The sequence below is a fragment of the Bradyrhizobium sp. UFLA05-125 genome (assembly GCF_059803515.1).
The window spans coordinates 89,463-105,336 of sequence record NZ_JBANBJ010000021.1 but is presented as its reverse complement, the minus strand read 5'-3'; the positions used below and the strand labels follow the sequence as shown (position 1 = coordinate 105,336).

13 protein-coding genes are annotated in these 15,874 nt (G+C 61.9%); 7 read left to right on the top strand and 6 right to left on the bottom strand.

Features of this window, described 5'->3' with window-relative positions; genetic code table 11:
* Positions 1-9 precede the first annotated feature (9 nt).
* Both SO156_RS20220 and SO156_RS20215 read left to right on the top strand, forming a co-directional pair.
* The gene (locus SO156_RS20220; RefSeq protein WP_498536009.1) at positions 10-519 is read left to right on the top strand and encodes a DUF305 domain-containing protein; all 510 of its coding nucleotides are present in this window, start codon (positions 10-12) and stop codon (positions 517-519) included.
* Positions 520-591: 72 nt separating this feature from the next.
* Positions 592-2,100 carry a YncE family protein gene (locus SO156_RS20215; RefSeq protein WP_498536008.1) on the top strand — a complete coding sequence of 503 codons (1,509 nt, stop codon included), beginning with the start codon at positions 592-594 and terminating at the stop codon, positions 2,098-2,100.
* A gap of 179 nt (positions 2,101-2,279) precedes the next feature.
* Here SO156_RS20215 and SO156_RS20210 read toward each other — a convergent pair whose 3' ends face one another.
* Together SO156_RS20210 and SO156_RS20205 are read right to left on the bottom strand one after the other, a co-directional pair.
* Positions 2,280-2,705, bottom strand: coding sequence for a tetratricopeptide repeat protein (locus tag SO156_RS20210; protein ID WP_498536007.1), 426 nt, complete (start codon positions 2,703-2,705; stop codon positions 2,280-2,282).
* Positions 2,706-2,736: 31 nt separating this feature from the next.
* The gene (locus SO156_RS20205; RefSeq protein WP_498536006.1) at positions 2,737-3,219 is read right to left on the bottom strand and encodes a hypothetical protein; all 483 of its coding nucleotides are present in this window, start codon (positions 3,217-3,219) and stop codon (positions 2,737-2,739) included.
* An 875-nt stretch (positions 3,220-4,094) separates the two neighbouring features.
* On the opposite strand from SO156_RS20205, the gene SO156_RS20200 reads away from it, so the two are divergent.
* On the top strand, positions 4,095-4,682 hold the full coding sequence (locus SO156_RS20200) for an RlpA-like double-psi beta-barrel domain-containing protein (protein ID WP_458146364.1): 588 nt from the start codon (positions 4,095-4,097) through the stop codon (positions 4,680-4,682).
* 106 nt (positions 4,683-4,788) lie between these two features.
* On the opposite strand, the gene SO156_RS20195 is transcribed toward SO156_RS20200, so the two are convergent.
* The gene (locus SO156_RS20195; RefSeq protein ID WP_458146365.1) at positions 4,789-5,232 is read right to left on the bottom strand and encodes an SRPBCC family protein; all 444 of its coding nucleotides are present in this window, start codon (positions 5,230-5,232) and stop codon (positions 4,789-4,791) included.
* A gap of 242 nt (positions 5,233-5,474) precedes the next feature.
* Between SO156_RS20195 and SO156_RS20190 the strand changes: the two genes are divergently transcribed.
* The gene (locus tag SO156_RS20190) at positions 5,475-6,185 is read left to right on the top strand and encodes an alpha/beta fold hydrolase (RefSeq protein WP_498536005.1); all 711 of its coding nucleotides are present in this window, start codon (positions 5,475-5,477) and stop codon (positions 6,183-6,185) included.
* Between the two features lie 289 nt (positions 6,186-6,474).
* Here SO156_RS20190 and frc read toward each other — a convergent pair whose 3' ends face one another.
* From frc to SO156_RS20175, 3 genes are all read right to left on the bottom strand, one after another.
* Positions 6,475-7,752: a formyl-CoA transferase gene (gene frc, locus SO156_RS20185; protein ID WP_498536004.1), complete on the bottom strand. Its 1,278-nt coding sequence runs from the start codon at positions 7,750-7,752 to the stop codon at positions 6,475-6,477.
* Positions 7,753-7,905: 153 nt separating this feature from the next.
* Positions 7,906-9,639, bottom strand: coding sequence for an oxalyl-CoA decarboxylase (gene oxc, locus SO156_RS20180; protein WP_498536003.1), 1,734 nt, complete (start codon positions 9,637-9,639; stop codon positions 7,906-7,908).
* An 86-nt stretch (positions 9,640-9,725) separates the two neighbouring features.
* On the bottom strand, positions 9,726-10,421 hold the full coding sequence (locus tag SO156_RS20175) for a GntR family transcriptional regulator (protein WP_458146466.1): 696 nt from the start codon (positions 10,419-10,421) through the stop codon (positions 9,726-9,728).
* 341 nt (positions 10,422-10,762) lie between these two features.
* On the opposite strand from SO156_RS20175, the gene SO156_RS20170 reads away from it, so the two are divergent.
* The 3 genes from SO156_RS20170 (at position 10,763) to SO156_RS20160 (ending at position 15,797) form a co-directional block, all read left to right on the top strand.
* Positions 10,763-12,892 carry an acetate--CoA ligase family protein gene (locus SO156_RS20170; protein WP_498536002.1) on the top strand — a complete coding sequence of 710 codons (2,130 nt, stop codon included), beginning with the start codon at positions 10,763-10,765 and terminating at the stop codon, positions 12,890-12,892.
* Positions 12,893-13,027: 135 nt separating this feature from the next.
* A complete protein-coding gene (locus tag SO156_RS20165; RefSeq protein ID WP_498536001.1) occupies positions 13,028-13,879 on the top strand; it encodes an IclR family transcriptional regulator in 852 nt (283 codons plus the stop codon).
* A 115-nt stretch (positions 13,880-13,994) separates the two neighbouring features.
* A complete protein-coding gene (locus SO156_RS20160) occupies positions 13,995-15,797 on the top strand; it encodes an adenine deaminase (RefSeq protein ID WP_498536000.1) in 1,803 nt (600 codons plus the stop codon).
* The last annotated feature ends 77 nt before the right edge of the window (positions 15,798-15,874 follow it).

Below are 15,874 nucleotides of genomic sequence, written 5' to 3'. Positions count from 1 at the left end.
TTTCATCGATTGCTCATCGGGAGAGGTGGCGACCTATCGGATATTCTTCAGATCGACGACGTGTTACGATTTGGAAATGAACATGATCGGGAGGTCGGGATGAATTCGCTCACTCGCGGTTCGGCCATGCTAGCGGTGGCCACGCTGGCAGTCGTGTGCACCGTTGGAGCCATCTTCTTTGCGTCCGCCCAACCGCTTCCGGCGTCACAACCGGAGATTTGCGCGAGGCCCAGCTCCGATGTTGGTGCAGAAGCTCCCTTCCTGGCCGAGAACGTCACCGCCATGAAAAGAATGATGGGCGACATGGCGGCGGAGCCGACCGGCGACGTTGATGCCGATTTTGTGGCGATGATGGTGCCTCATCATCAGGGTGCGATCGACATGGCGCTTGCCGTGCTTCGCCACGGCCGCAATCCGCAGATCAGGCGGTTGGCCCAGGAGATCATCGTGACCCAGCAACAGGAGATCGCGGTGATGCGCCTCGCTGTCGGTCAGCCCCTGCCGCCGTCTACACCTTAGCGACTGGAAGGGCCGTCAAGGGCGGATCGAGTCGAAATCCAGCCAACAGAGATCGAACGATGGAGCCGTGACATGAAACACGCCGCTTATCTGGGAGGCCTTCTGGTATCGATCGTTCTCGTGAGTGTGCGATATGCCGGTGCCGGACAAGTCCCGGGTGCTGCCTCCAATCCCGACATCCCGATCAGCCACCGCGATCGCGTCTACGCCGCCGAGCAGTTTTCGAACACAGTCTCCGTCACTGATCCCGTCGACAACAAGCTGCTCGGCGTTATTCGGCTCGGAGATCCGCTGCCGGCGAGCTTCAGCCCGCTCTACCGCGGCCAGTTGCTGGTGCACGGCTTGGGTTTTTCGCCCGATCATCGCACCCTTGCCGTGGTTGCGATCGGCTCGAACGCCGTGAATTTCATCGATACCGCGACCAACACCGTCAAGCACGTCACCTATGTCGGGCGCTCGCCGCACGAGGCGTTCTTCACGCCGGACGGCAATGAAGTCTGGGTGGTGGTGCGGGGCGAGAACTATGTCGCCGTGCTCGACGGCACGACCTACCGGGAAAAGACGCGGATCGTTGTGGCTAACGGACCGGGCATGACGATCTTTTCGCCGGACGGGAAGTACGGCTATGTCTGCTCGTCGTTCACGCCCGAGACCGCGATTATCACCGTCGCCGACCACAGGATCGTCGGCAGGGTCCCGCAGGCGAGCCCGTTCTGTCCGAACATTGCTGCCACGCCGGACGGTGCCCAGGTTTGGTTCACGTTGAAAGACACCGGCAAGGTTCAGGTGTTCGATGCCCAGCCGCCATTCGCGCTCCTGAAGACGATCGACACCGGGCCGATCACGAACCATGTCAACATCGTGCGCAACGCCAACGGCATGTTCGCCTATGTCACGATCGGCGGCCTCAACGAGGTCCAGGTTTATCGCACCGACGATTTCTCGAAGGTGGCAACCATTCCGGTCGGCAAGCTGCCCCATGGCATCTGGCCGTCCGGTGACGGCACGCGGGTCTATGTCGGCCTCGAGAACGAAGACCGCATCGCCGCGATCGATACGCTGACGAACAAGGTGATCGCGACGAGCCCGATCGGACAGGCTGCGCAGGCGGTGGTCTACGTGCCGAATGCCAGCTCGGTGATGAGCGTGAACGGCAACGCCGCGATGACGATGATGCCTGCGATCCCCGATCGCGCGGGAACGGAGCACCTGCAGCCACTCGGCGTAGCCGGGATGTCGACGCAGTTGTGGCTCGCGCCGCCCGGGCAGAAAGCGGACAAGGCGCCCACCAGCGTCTCGCTTTCCGACCAAGGCCTGGTGCAAGTGCTCGAGGCTTCGGTCACCGGGCTCGAGCCAGGCAAGCCCTACGTGCTGGCGCTGGCGACCGAGGCGTCGGGCGGCGGCGCGCTGCAGCCCCTGCAGGGCTTCATGACCAATCCGGCGGGCGCGGCGGTAGTCACTGCGATTGGACCAATCCGGCAGCTCGTGCGCGGTGATGACAAGGTCCAGCGCCGCTATCTGGTGATTGCGCCCGGTATGGTCGACGGCCCGGGCACGCCGGTACAGGTGCAGGCGGAATGATCGCGGTTGTGTCCGAGATTGAACGGGCACATTTCGCGTTGCGCAGATTGGCGCGCATTCCACAAGACGCGCCGCTGTCCAGTCACGCCTCAAGCCCATCATTTTGCGTCGGCTTTTCGGATATTGGCAGACATGCGACAGCATGTTGGTCGGCGTCTACTAGCGCACCCGTCTGGACATCACCCTTCGGGTACTCCGGCGATGTACAATCCCTTAATCATGCGCTTGGCTCCTGCAACGAACTTCGCGCCGCCGCGCACTGGAGCCTCTCTGACGCGACGGATAGTAAATGTTGGGTCAAGTGCAAGTCCCGCATTTGCGGCCACTTGCGCCTCGCCCAGTCTCCCAAGAAGCGCGAGCGATGCAGCGTACCCAAAATGCACGAGCGGATAGTTTCGGTTGGCCTCGATTCCTCGAGCAAACCAGGCGGCTGCTTCTGCGTCTGCTGCGATCTGCAGCTTGGCAAAACCCGCCGTATTCGTCCAATGGAAGGTGGAGATATCGCGAGGGGACAGGCGCAGTGCTTCGTTGACGTGGCACTCAGTATCTGCACCGCAACCCATATAAAATTTGGCGATGCCCATCATCACGTGAGCGTCAGCCAAATTGCGATCCAGGGCCAGGGCTCGCTCGCACTCAGCCATGCCTTGGGCCAGCCGATTCGTATTGATGAGTAGGAAGGCTAAGGTGAAATGAGCCCAGGGGGTGGTCCGGTGAAAGGCATAGCGCCTTCAGCACCATTGTCTCTGCTGCTGTCAGATGCTCGTGGGGATGGTCAGTTAAGAACAACACTCCAAGTGCAGTCTCAACCGTTGCCGTCCAGCTCATGGCGTCGACATTTTTGGGATCAATTGCTAGAGCCAGTTCAAAAGAACTGCGAGCTTCTGTCAAATGTTCGGGTGTCAGTCCCTTGCTCAAGGAATGGCGGCCTTGGAAATAGAGATCCATGGCGTCGGGATTCAGCGCTCTTGCCGCACGACGCGCCTCGGCCACGATGAGTTGGTTGTCTAACGTCCGGGCAATCCTGGTTACAATTTCGTCCTGCATATCCAGCAGATCGGCGATGGGCTTGTCGAAGCGGTCGGCCCACAGGTGATTGCCTGTCGTCGCGTCGATCAATTGAACGTTCACCCGGAGACGGTTGTCGCAACGCTGCACCGAGCCTTCAAGCGCGTAGCGAACGTTTAACTCACGACTAATCTGTCTGACATCGACAAATTTGCCTCTTAGGCGCGATCTGCTGTTGGTTGCTAGGTCTTTTCATAGCTGCACTTGCAACTAACTCCGCATACCATGCACAAAGAGAATACACGAAAGCATACCGCCTTCGGCGAAACGGGGAGGAGTTACGGCGAATTTATGAGAGCGGCATAAAGCCGAGGCATCTTGGTATTGAGATCTGCTCAGCGGACGACGCGGAGCAAAAAGCAGACGAAGCGCGAAAGCTTGCCAGCGCTTGGTCGAATGGCGTCCCCAAACTTCGTCTCGTGGCTGTACTTCTTTTCGTCGCAGGCGGTTTTTTAGCTCTGATTGCGCTCCAGCCTTCGTTCGCATCTGCACTTTCTAAATGAGTGTGGCGGCAAACGCGCGACACGCAAAGGCCATACGGCTTTGAATACGTCAGACAAGAGAGATTTCAGCTAATGGCATCAAGCCGAACCGGCCGAGGCGCATTGTCAGGTCTGCTTTCAACGGTCCATCGGACATGGGTCCACGCTCGCGTTCGCAGCGGCTTTTGACCGCAACGCTTGCTCCTACTCACGCACTGTCAAAGAAGCTCTCTTCAGTCATGCTGCTGACGCAATCTCTGTCTTAGTCGGAGAGATCTAAAACACTGCGTGAGGACCACCCCGGTTCCCACAACGGTTCCGTCGCCAAGGTTGGCACGAACCCGCAAACAATTGGCACGAGCTCGCTAACGCCCTCGCGTTTCGCTTGACCATGCTTTGCGGCATCGGGAACCGAACAATCGAAAAAAACTCAATCAAGGAGTTATGATGGTGTTCCACTCGAGCGCCGCAATTTGCGGCGCCGTAGTTGCGCTTGCCATGTCTGTTACCGTTGCTCGAAGTGAAATCGGTGCAGTTCATTCAAGTGCCGTCGTCGATGCCGCTTCTGGGGATGCGATCATCGGCGCAGCATCCATGTATAATCCGTTCCGCCCCGGATGGCGGGAGGGCGGCCCGAACACAGCCTCCGGCGAGCGCTATGATCCCTCTGTCTGGGCGGCTGCCATCAAGACGAGTTTGCGTCAGAAATTCGGTGGGGTCCTATTTGGCGCGAGGCCGAAATATGCCCTCGTCGAGGCCGTGGGCAAGAAGGTCATCGTCAAGATAAATGACGTGGGGCCACTAACGCCTGGCCGCATCATTGACCTGAACGAGCGGACGATGCGCTATTTCGATCCAGGCCTGCAGCTCGGAGTAATTACTGGCGTGAGTGTCAGGCCGCTTGCGGGGGACTATTGGATCCCCGGACCAGTCCTCGACGGTCTCCTGGCCGCTGATCTTTGCGGCGATGCCACCTCTGGCGGCAAGACGACGGCCGACGCAACTTGCGTTGCCAACAGTTCTGCAATGTAGAGAAGAGCCTGACCCTTGAGTCGACATGGCTGGATGGCGCCGGTCTACGTCCGTATTTGGCGAGGATCACTCCGGCGCTCGTCCCGCGAAATCTGCCGCGATGCCGCTACTGATTGATCTCGGGCTCGACGAGCCTTGCGAGGTTTCGCAGCGACTCCTGCCAGCCGAGATAGCAGGCTTCGGGCGGAATGACGTCCGGGATTCCTGCCTGTGTAATTTCCAGCTCGGTGCCGACAGATACTTTCTTCAAGATCACGGTCACCTGGATCTCGCCCGGCAAAATGGGATCGTCGAACCTGTCGGTGTAGCGCAGGCGTTCGTCCGGGACGAGTTCGACATATTCGCCGCCAAACGCGTGGCTGTTGCCGGTCGTGAAGTTCCGGAAGGACATTCTGAATGTGCCGCCGACCTTCGGCTCCAAATGATGCACGGTGCAGGTAAAGCCGTTGGGCGGAAGCCATTTCGCCAGCGCGTCCGCCTCGAGGAAGGCGCGATAGATTTTCTCGGGGCTGGTCGTCAGGACGCGGTGGAGGCGTACAGTGCTAGGCATGATTGTCATCCTCGCAAATTGATGGGTACGACACGGACGTCCGTTGCCCGTTCATGCCCCGAGGACGAACGAGACGTCACGGATCCGACACGTCATCCCAAATCTTGTTCCTGCGTTAGGTCGAGAACGCTTGCTGCGGATCGTCTGGCGGGAACTGCTAAACTGCGCCTCTCGTTGTAGACTCGATAGCAATATTGGTTTGCGCCCGCTATAGATCTGCACGTTTAGCCGCGGGGGAAGCCTTGAATACAGATGTCGTCCTCATCGCAGGCCCCTTGGTTCGGGCCTCGAGCTGGGAGCCTACGGCCGAAAAGCTGCGTGACTCAGGATGGCGCGTACAAGTCCCGGACATTCTGGCGCATCATGCCTCTCCCCCGGCATGGAGCGCGTGGAGCCGCAGTCTTGTCAATCAAATTGCTTCCGCAAATGGGCTGGTGTTGATTGGCCACAGCTCTGCCAGCGCTCTAGCCGCCGATCTGGCGACCAAGTTGCCCACGAAGGCCGTTGTCATCCTCGATGGTGACATCCCGCCGATAGAAGGCGCGGCATACCCTGTTAGGCCAGCTTTGCGCGCTTTCATTCAAAATCTTGCGGAAGCGGATGGATCCCTCCCGGTGTGGTCAAAATGGTTCGACGGTGACGCACACCGCGCATCGCTGGTTGGCATCGACATCCTGAAAAGCGATCACAACGCGTTCGTTCGGTTCGAAAGCGGCCTGCCGAAGATGAATATCAGTTGGTTTGACGAGACTGTCGACCTTGCCAGGTGGGATCACATTCCCGCCGGGTTCATCCAGGCGTCAAAGCTCTACGATCACGCAACAGTGGAGGCGCGCCGTCGCGGATGGCCAGTCATCAACTCGGAAGGGACCCACCTCGATCCAACTCTACGTCCTGCCGAAACCGCGAGTGCCATTGCTGCTATCGCGCGCACCCTTGGAGCGATCCGTTAATCGGCCTCCGGCACAACCCGCACCAGAGCGATGTCCGTGCTTGCGCGGATGTCGGGGCGATAGCGGACATCAGGCGGGGTACTCTGCGATGATCGACTTTTACCCCTGATTTGCCCGATGTGTCAAATCATTTCGTAAAAGCCGCAAGCCACGTGCGAACGATCCTCGGCTACTTTGCATGGGGTTGTTTTTCAGATTTTGGTGGAAGCCGGCGATCGGGAGAGTTAGCGCTCGCAAAAAGGGCCACCTGAACAGGCGGCCCTTTCGTCTTGGGTCGAAGTCGGTCCGCTTACTCCGCGGCCTGCTTCTGCGGCGGATCGAGCGCGCCGGACTTGTGGATGTCGGCGACCTGGTGATCCGAGAAGCCGAGCACCTGGCGCAGGATCTCGTCGGTGTGCTCGCCGAGCAGGGGCGAGCGCTGCACGTCGCTTGGTGAGTCCGACAGCTTGATCGGGTTGCCGACCGAGATGTACTTGCCGCGGGTCGGATGATCGACCTCGACCACGGTGCCGGTCGCGCGCAGCGACTGGTCTTCGGCGATCTCCTTCATCGACAGGATCGGACCGCAGGGGATGTCGTCCTTGTTGAGGATCTCCATCGCCTCGAACTTCGTCTTCGTCATCGTCCACTGCTCGATGCGGGCGAAGATCTCGTTCAGCCGCGGCAGGCGGGCCTGGGGCTTGGCGTAGTTCGGATCGGTCTTCCAGGTCGGCTCGCCGATCACGTCGCAGATCTTCTCCCAGACCGGCGCCTGGGTGATGAAGTAGATGTAGGCGTTGGGATCGGTCTCCCAGCCCTTGCACTTCAGGATGCGGCCGGGCTGGCCGCCACCGGAATCGTTGCCGGCGCGCGGCACGGCATCGCCGAACGGAATGCCTTCGCCGAACTGGCTGTATTCCTTGAGCGGACCGTGGGCGAGGCGCTGCTGGTCGCGCAGCTTGACGCGCGCGAGGTTGAGCACGCCGTCCTGCATCGCAGCGGTGACGCGCTGGCCCTTGCCCGAATGCGTGCGCTGATAGAGCGCGGTGACGATGCCGAGCGCCAGGTGCAGGCCGGTGCCGCTATCGCCGATCTGCGCGCCGGTGACGAGCGGCAGGCCGTCGCGGAAGCCGGTGGTCGAGGCGGCGCCGCCGGTGCACTGCGCGACATTCTCATAGACCTTGCAATCCTCGTACGGTCCGGGACCAAAGCCCTTGATCGATGCGACGATCATCTTCGGGTTGATCGCCTGGATCTTCTCCCAGGGGAAGCCCATGCGGTCGAGCACGCCGGGGCCGAAGTTCTCGACCAGCACGTCGCACTTCTTGATCAGCTCGGTGAGAACCTCCTTGCCCTTGGGGTTCTTGGTGTCGAGCGTGATCGAGCGCTTGTTGTGGTTCAGCATGGTGAAATACAGGCTGTCCACGTTCGGGATGTCCTGGAGCTGGCCGCGGGTGATGTCACCGACACCGGGACGCTCCACCTTGATCACGTCGGCGCCGAACCATGCCAGCAACTGCGTGCAGGTCGGCCCCGACTGGACGTGGGTGAAGTCGAGAATGCGAACGCCCGTGAGCGCCTTGGTCATCGTGTTTGCTCCTTTTACTATCTGTTGCCGTCATGCCCGCGAAGGCGGGCATCCAGTATTCGCCGGAGATTCAGTCGGGCTCAGTGTTCGCCATCAAGGATGGTCCGGCGATTACTGGATTCCCCGCCTGCGCGGGGAATGACCCGGTGCGTGTTACTTCTTCTTCTGCAGAACGCTCTGCGGATTGAGGTTGCCGATGCGGCCGCTTTCCGAGCCCGCGGCCGGATCGATCACCGCGTTGATCAGCGTCGGCTTGCCGCTACTGATCGCCTCGTTGACGGCGCGCTTCAACTCGTCCGGCGAGGTGGCGTTCACGCCGATGCCGCCGAAGGCTTCCATCATCTTGTCGTAGCGCGCACCCTTGACGAACACGGTGGTCGCGGGATCGGAGTTGGCGCTGTTGACGTCGGTGCCGCGATAGATGCCGTCATTGTTGAAGATGACGACGCAGATCGGAAGGTTGTAGCGGCAGATGGTCTCGACCTCCATGCCAGAGAAGCCGAAGGCCGAGTCGCCTTCCACCGCGAGCACGGGGTTGCCGGTCTCGAGCGCGGCGGCGATCGCCTGGCCCATGCCGATGCCCATCACGCCCCAGGTGCCGACGTCGAGACGCTTGCGTGGGCGGTACATGTCGATGACGCCGCGGGCGAGGTCGAGCGTGTTGGCGCCTTCGTTGACGAGGATCGCCTCGGGATGCTCCTTGATGACGTTCTTCAGCACGCCGAGCGCGCCGTGATAGTCCATCGGCGACTTGTTGTTCATGAGCTTCGGCGCCATCTTCGCGACGTTCTCTTCACGCTTGGTCACGACAGACTTGGTCCATTCGGCCGGCGGCATGGTCCAGCCCGCACCCATCGCCTGGTTGAAGGCGGACACGACGGAGCCGATGTCGCCGACGACGGGCGCGACGATCTCGACGTTGGAGTCCATCTCCCTCGGCTCGATGTCGACCTGGATGAACTTCTTCGGCGCTTCACCCCAGCTCTTGCCCTTGCCATGCGAAAGCAGCCAGTTGAGCCGGGCGCCGATCAGCAGGACGACGTCGGACTCCTTCAGCACCGTCGAGCGGGCTGCGCCGGCGCACTGCGGATGCGTGTCGGGGAGGAGGCCCTTGGCCATGCTCATCGGCAGGAAGGGGACACCGCTCTTCTCGACGAAGGTCTTGATCTCCTCGTCGGCCTGCGCATAGGCCGCGCCTTTGCCGAGGATGATGAGGGGACGCTTTGCGCTCTTCAAAACGTCGAGCGCGCGCTTCACCGAAGCAGGCGAGGGGATCTGCGCGGGGGCGGCATCGATCACCTTGACCAGCGACTTCTGGCCGGCATCGGCGTTCATCACCTGGCCGAACAGCTTTGCCGGCAGATCGAGATAGACGCCGCCGGGACGGCCGGAGACCGCGGCGCGGATCGCGCGGGCAAGACCAATGCCGATGTCCTGGGCGTGCAGCACGCGATAGGCGGCCTTGCACAGCGGCTTTGCGATCGCGAGCTGGTCCATCTCCTCGTAGTCGCCCTGCTGGAGGTCGACGATCTCCCGCTCGGAGGAGCCCGAGATCAGGATCATCGGGTAGCAGTTGGTGGTGGCATGGGCCAGCGCAGTGAGGCCGTTGAGGAAGCCGGGCGCGGAAACCGTGAGACAGACGCCAGGCTTCTTGGTGAGGAACCCCGCGATGCCTGCGGCGTAGCCGGCGTTCTGCTCGTGACGGAAGGAGATCACGCGAATGCCGGCAGCCTGCGCCATGCGGCCCAAATCCGTGATCGGGATGCCCGGCACATTATAGATCGTGTTGATGCCGTTCAGCTTGAGCGCGTCGATGACGAGATGAAAACCATCCGTCAATTCCTGCTCGGTGCCCGGTGCTTCGGACTTGGTCGCGGTATTCAGCATGGGCCTTGTCTCCCTGGTCTCAAGGTGCCGTTTTAGGCTTTGCGGGCGAATTACTCGCCCTTCTGGTGAAGTTGCTGGCTAAACAGCTACGTGAATAGTTCCTGGCCATGCGCTTCGACGTAAGCCGCAAGGCCAAGGGTGTGATCGCGGGCGCGCTTCTCGGCGAGTTCGGTGTCGCGCGCTTCCAGCGCTTCGATGATGCCAAGATGCTCGGGCAGCGAGGTCGCGGTGCGATCCTTCCGTCCGATCGTCAGTTGCCGGTAGCCGCGCACATGCAGCAGAAGATCGTTGGTGAGGTCGACGAGGATCGGCGATTCCGACAGCGAGATCAGCGCCTGGTGAAAGGCGATGTTGGCGCGCGAATACTCCTCGATGTGATCCTCGGGCAGGCGATCCTTGCTGAAATCCTTGAAGTAGTCGCGCAGCGCCGAAATGTCCTTCTTGCGCGCCGTGGTGGTGATCAGGCGTGCCGCCATGCTCTCGAGCGCCGCCCAGGCGCGGATCATGTCGACGATCTCGCTCTTGGTCCTGCGCACGACCATGATGCCCCGGCGCGGCACGGTCTTCACGAAACCGTCCTGCTCGAGCATCGCGATCGCTTCGCGGATCGGTGTGCGGCTGACACCCAGGCGCTCGGACAGCGCGCGCTCGTCCAGCATCACCGGCTCGGGCGTCGAATAGATGTCCATCTTGAGGATCGCTTCCTTCAAGGCGTCATACGCCTTGTTCTTGAAGCTGCTCTCCGGGGCAATACGGACGATTGCGAGATCTGCCTCGGCCATGTTGGGCGATGCCTTGATTTGCTTCACGACGATTCTCCTCCTCAGGGGGAGTCGTCTTTTACAGGAATATTTACCGAAATGTTTTTGGCATACCACATGCCAGAATGTCAAGCTGCCTATTTTTTTGCGGCCTTCGGACCCATCACCCGCCTTGACAAGTTGGCTTCTGGCATACCAAATGCCATCGTCAGCCATTTCTGATCCAAGCTGGCGGAGTAAACTCGGGCTTTCTGCCCCTCCGTTCCGCCGCATGGAACAAAAGGCGCGGCGAATGGCAAGCATCACGGGCAGCCGCAATACGCGCCTTGCAAAGCAAGATCTGAGGTCAAGGGAGAAACCACATGTCGAATTCAAAAGATGCCGTCCGCGGGGTGCTTGACCAGGTCAAGGCGGACAACCGCACCAGCTTGACGGCCCCCGAAGGAAAGCTCGTCTGCGATGCCTACGGCATTGCGGTGCCGAAGGAGGGGGTCGCGAAGTCGGCGGGCGAGGCCGGCAAAATGGCCTCCTCCATGGGGTTCCCGGTGGTGATGAAGATCGTCTCGCCCGACATTCTCCACAAGACCGAGGCCGGCGGCGTCATCGTTGGTCTCAAGACGGCTGAGGATGCCGAAAAGGCCTATGAGACCATTCTCTCCAACGCCAAGAAGTACAAGGCCGATGCCAAGATCGAGGGCGTCCAGGTGCAGCAGATGCTGGCTGGCGGCACCGAGGTCATTGTGGGCTCGATCACCGATGGTTCCTTCGGCAAGCTGGTCGCCTTCGGCCTCGGCGGTGTGCTGGTCGAAGTCCTGAAGGACATCACCTTCCGCCTCGCGCCCGCGACCAAGGAGGATGCGCTGTCGATGCTCGACGGTATCCAGGCGCATGAGATCCTGAAAGGCGTTCGCGGCGGCGAGCCGGTGAACCGGAACGCCCTTGCCGACGTCATCGTCAAGGTCTCGCAGCTCGTCACCGATTTCCCTGAAATCGTCGAACTCGACCTCAACCCGGTGTTCGCGACCCCAAAGGATGCGACCGCCGCCGACGTGCGTATCGTCGTCGACTTCGCCTACAAGCCCAAGCCGAAGCCGCGCCCGACCGAAGAGATCGTCGCGGCCATGAACCGCATCATGCAGCCGAAGGCGGTGGCCGTGATCGGCGCCTCTGTGGAGGACGGCAAGATCGGCAACTCCGTGATGAAGAACCTCATCAACGGCGGCTACAAGGGCGAGATCATTCCGATCCATCCCAAGGCCGCCGAGATCCTCGGTTACAAGGCCTATAAGAGCGTCAAGGATGTGCCTGGCGTCGTCGACGTCGCGGTGTTCGCCATCCCCGCAAAGTTCGTCGCAGGCGCGCTGACCGAGTGCGGCGAGAAGAAGATCCCCGGCGCCGTGCTGATTCCGTCGGGCTTCGCGGAAGCGGGTGCGCCGGAGCTCCAGGCCGAAATCGTCGAGGTCGGCAAGAAGTACGACATCCGCCTGATGGGGCCAAACATCTACGGCTTCTATTATACGCCCGCGAATCTCTGCGCGACCTTCTGCACGGCCTACGACGTGAAGGGCCATGCGGCGCTGTCGTCGCAGTCGGGCGGCATCGGCATGGCCATCATCGGCTTCTCGCGGTCGGCGAAGATGGGGGTGTCGGCGATCGTCGGCCTCGGCAACAAGTCCGATATCGACGAGGACGATCTGCTCGCCTTCTTCGAGCAGGATCCGAACACCAACCTGATCGCGCAGCACTGCGAAGATCTGAAGGATGGTCGCGCCTTTGCGGAGGCCGCCAAACGCGTCTCCAAGAAGAAGCCGGTGGTCGTGCTCAAGGCTGGCCGCACCTCGGCTGGCGCCAAGGCGGCGTCTTCGCACACCGGAGCGCTCGCCGGCAACGACAGGATCTATGAGGACGTGTTCAAGCAGTCCGGCGTGATCCGCGCCCGGTCGCTGCGTCAGCTGCTCGAATTCGCCCGTGGCGTGCCCGTGCTGCCAACGCCGAAGGGCGAGAACGTGCTGATCATCACCGGTGCCGGTGGTTCAGGCGTGCTGCTGTCGGACTCCTGTGTCGATAACGGCCTGTCGCTGATGTCGATGCCGCCGGATCTCGATGCGGCCTTCCGCAAGTTCATCCCGCCGTTCGGCGCGGCCGGAAATCCTGTGGATATCACCGGCGGCGAGCCGCCGATCACCTACGTCAACACGGTGAAGCTCGGACTCTCCGACGATCGCATCCACGCGCTGATCCTCGGCTACTGGCACACGATCGTCACCCCGCCGATGGTGTTTGCCCGCAACATGGTCGAGGTGAAGAAGGAAATGGAGGCCAAGGGTTTTGTGAAGCCGATGGTCGCCTCGCTCGCCGGCGACGTCGAGGTCGAGGAAGCCGCCGAATATCTCTACCAGCACGGCATCCCGGCCTATGCGTACTCGACCGAGCTGCCGGTCGAAGTTTTGGGCGCCAAGTACAAGTGGGCGCGCGGGGCAGGTCTGCTCTGAGCGGTATCTCTCTTGTCATCCCGGGGCGATGCGACCGGACCGCGCGGCCCGGTCGCATCGAACCCGGGATCTCGAGATTCCGGGCTCGCGTTCACGCGCGCCCAGGGATGACGGTAACCAAAGCGGCAGGTCGCGATGAGCAAGAACGTGATCCGGCGCAAATCGCTCGAACCCCGATCGTCCGCCGAGGTTGATAACGAAAGCCGCGACGGCGGCGTGCAATCCGTCGACCGGGCGCTGTCGATTCTGGAGACGCTGGCCGAGGACGACGAAGGCTATCGCCTCAGCGATCTCGCCGTTCGCACCGGGCTGTCGGCCTCGACCGTGCATCGCCTTCTCGCGACGTTGGAAAGCCGCCGCTTCGTGCAGTTCGATCGCGCCGAATCCAAATGGCACGTCGGCGTGCGCAGCTTTACCGTCGGCGCCAGCTTCGCGCGGCGGCGCAATTTTACGGCGCAGGCCATTCCCTATCTTCGGAAGCTGCGGGATCTTACCCGCGAGACCGCCAACCTCGCCGTCGTTGACGATGAGTTCATCATCGTGCTGACTCGCATGGAGAGCCGCGAGATCATGCGCTCGCTGACCAAGGTCGGCGGCCGCGTCGCGATGGTGACCTCAGGTGTTGGCAAGGCGGTGCTGGCGACCTATTCCGACGAAGATGTCGGCGCGGTCATCCGGCATCACGGCATGCCGAGGCTCACCGAGAAGTCGATCGTGCGACCGAGTGACCTGTTCAGGGAGCTCGCGACGATCCGCAAGCAGGGTTTTGCGGTGGATGATGAGGAGGCACAGACGGGTCTCCGCTGCGTGGCGGCCGTGGTCTACAATGGGCTCGCCGAGCCGCTTGCTGCGATCTCCGTCTCGGGCATGACCAGCCGCATCACCGACGGCCGGCTGCCCGAGATCGGCCGCGTAGTCCGGGAAGTGGCAGCGGAACTCACCGCTGCACTTGGCGGCGTAATGCCCGTCGCTGCCGAGAAAGCCTGAACATCGGGCCGGCAGCGTGCCCATTGCGTAAGCAGCGGTGCCGCTTTATTTGAGTTGCCCCTTCTGGCCGAGGGCGCAACCATCGCCGGGCCATTCACGCCCCGCGAGAGTCCTGATGACCAAACTGACCCGCTTCACCGTTGCGCCGCTGCACTCAATGACGCGCCGCCTGGCCGACGTCGCCTCGGCGCGCGTTGCGCCCGACCTCGTCATTACGGGCGCGCGGGTGCTGTCGACCTATTCGGAGCGTGTCCATTCCGGGCGCGAGGTCTGGATCACGGGCGGCCGGATTGCGGCGGTGAAGCCGGCGGGCACGGCCAAAAGGGCCTGGAGCGGCGTGACTGTTTATGACGCGGCCGGCGGCATCATCGCGCCAGGGCTCGTCGATCCGCATATCCACATCGAATCCTCGATGGTCACGGCCTGCGCCTACGCCGAGGCGGCGCTCCTCAATGGCACCACCACGATCTTCTGCGACAGTCATGAGATCGGCAACGTCATGGACGTCGCCGGTGTCGAGGCGATGCTTCAGGACGCGCGCGAGGCGCCGCTGTCGATCTTCCTGACGGTGCCGTCGACGGTGCCTGCGACCTCGCCCGAGCTGGAGACTGCCGGCGGTGACCTCACGCCCGACAAGATCGCCGGCCTGTTCGATCGCTGGCCAGAGGCTGTCGCCCTCGGCGAGAAGATGGATTTCGTGCCGGTGACCATGGGCGATGAGCGCAGCCATGCGATCCTTGCCGCGGCCCTCAAGCGCGGGCGTCCGGTGTCGGGGCATGTCTATGGGCGCGAATTCGTTGCGGCGTATGCTGCATCCGGCGTCACTGACACGCACGAGGCGATCGATCGCGACATCGCCGATGATCTGCTCGATGCCGGCGTGTGGGTCTTCCTGCGCGGCGGGCCGCCGACCACGCCCTGGCACTCGCTGCCGCAGGCGATCCGCACCATCACCGAGCTCGGAGCCTCGCACAAGCGCACGGCGGTCTGCACCGATGACCGCGACGCCGACGATCTCTTCCTGTTTGGGCTTGATTGGGTGGTGCGCGAAGCCGTGAAGGCCGGGATGTCGCTGGAGCAAGCCTGGTCGATGGGCTCGCTGCATGGCGCGACACGCTTCAACATGGAGGGCGAGATCGGCGGCCTCGGCGGTGGCCGCCGCGCCGATCTCGTGCTGATGGACGACAATCTGAAGCCGCAATGCACCTGGTATGGCGGCGAGCTGGTGGTCGAGAAGGGCAGGACCACAGAGCGCCTCGATCAGGCGCTGTCGCAGCGTTATCAATATCCCAAGGCTGCCTATGCGACCGTGAAGCTGCCGGACCAGCTCAAGCTGACGCCGGAGCTTCCGGCGAGGGCTTGCACCGTCAACGCGATCAAGACCGCGCTGCCCGGTATCACGCTGATCCACGAGAAGGTCAGAATCGAGCCGGCGAACGATTGGCCGGCCTTGTTTGCGCGCCATGGCCTGTGCTTCGTGACGGTGGTCGAGCGCCATGGCAAATCGACCGGCAACGTCGCCTATGGCCTGCTGAAGGACTTTGGGCTCCAGCGCGGCGCAGTTGCCTCCAGCGTCGGGCATGACAGCCACAACATCATCGTGGCCGGAACCAACGAAGCCGACATGCAGGTGGCGATATCAGCCATCAAGCAGCAACAAGGCGGCGTCTGCGTCGTCGCTGATGGCAAGGTGAAGGCGCTGGTTCCGTTGCCGATCGCAGGGTTGCTCTCGGACAAGCGCATCACCGAAGTGGCCGAGGAGGTGCGGGCCCTGAAGAAAGAATGGTCGGAGGCTGGCTGCACCATCCCCTACATGGGCTTCAATCTGATTCCGCTATCGGTCATTCCGGAGATCCGTATCACCGACAGAGGGCTCGTCCTTGTGCCGCAGATGGAGCTCGTGCCCCTGTTTGAGTAGCCGCTTTCACGCGTCTCTCGACCTAACCGATTGAGACAGCCCCGATTTTTCTGCGGCTGCCGCATCGTGGAAAATAA

Excerpts from the sequence above, each read along its gene's own strand:
- SO156_RS20215 (WP_498536008.1), top strand. The coding sequence starts at position 592 with ATGAAACACGCCGCTTATCTGGGAGGCCTTCTGGTATCGATCGTTCTC.
- SO156_RS20200 (WP_458146364.1), top strand. The coding sequence starts at position 4,095 with ATGATGGTGTTCCACTCGAGCGCCGCAATTTGCGGCGCCGTAGTTGCG.
- SO156_RS20195 (WP_458146365.1), bottom strand. The coding sequence starts at position 5,232 with ATGCCTAGCACTGTACGCCTCCACCGCGTCCTGACGACCAGCCCCGAG.
- frc (WP_498536004.1), bottom strand. The coding sequence starts at position 7,752 with ATGACCAAGGCGCTCACGGGCGTTCGCATTCTCGACTTCACCCACGTC.
- oxc (WP_498536003.1), bottom strand. The coding sequence starts at position 9,639 with ATGCTGAATACCGCGACCAAGTCCGAAGCACCGGGCACCGAGCAGGAA.
- SO156_RS20175 (WP_458146466.1), bottom strand. The coding sequence starts at position 10,421 with ATGGCCGAGGCAGATCTCGCAATCGTCCGTATTGCCCCGGAGAGCAGC.
- SO156_RS20170 (WP_498536002.1), top strand. The coding sequence starts at position 10,763 with ATGTCGAATTCAAAAGATGCCGTCCGCGGGGTGCTTGACCAGGTCAAG.
- SO156_RS20165 (WP_498536001.1), top strand. The coding sequence starts at position 13,028 with ATGAGCAAGAACGTGATCCGGCGCAAATCGCTCGAACCCCGATCGTCC.
- SO156_RS20160 (WP_498536000.1), top strand. The coding sequence starts at position 13,995 with ATGACCAAACTGACCCGCTTCACCGTTGCGCCGCTGCACTCAATGACG.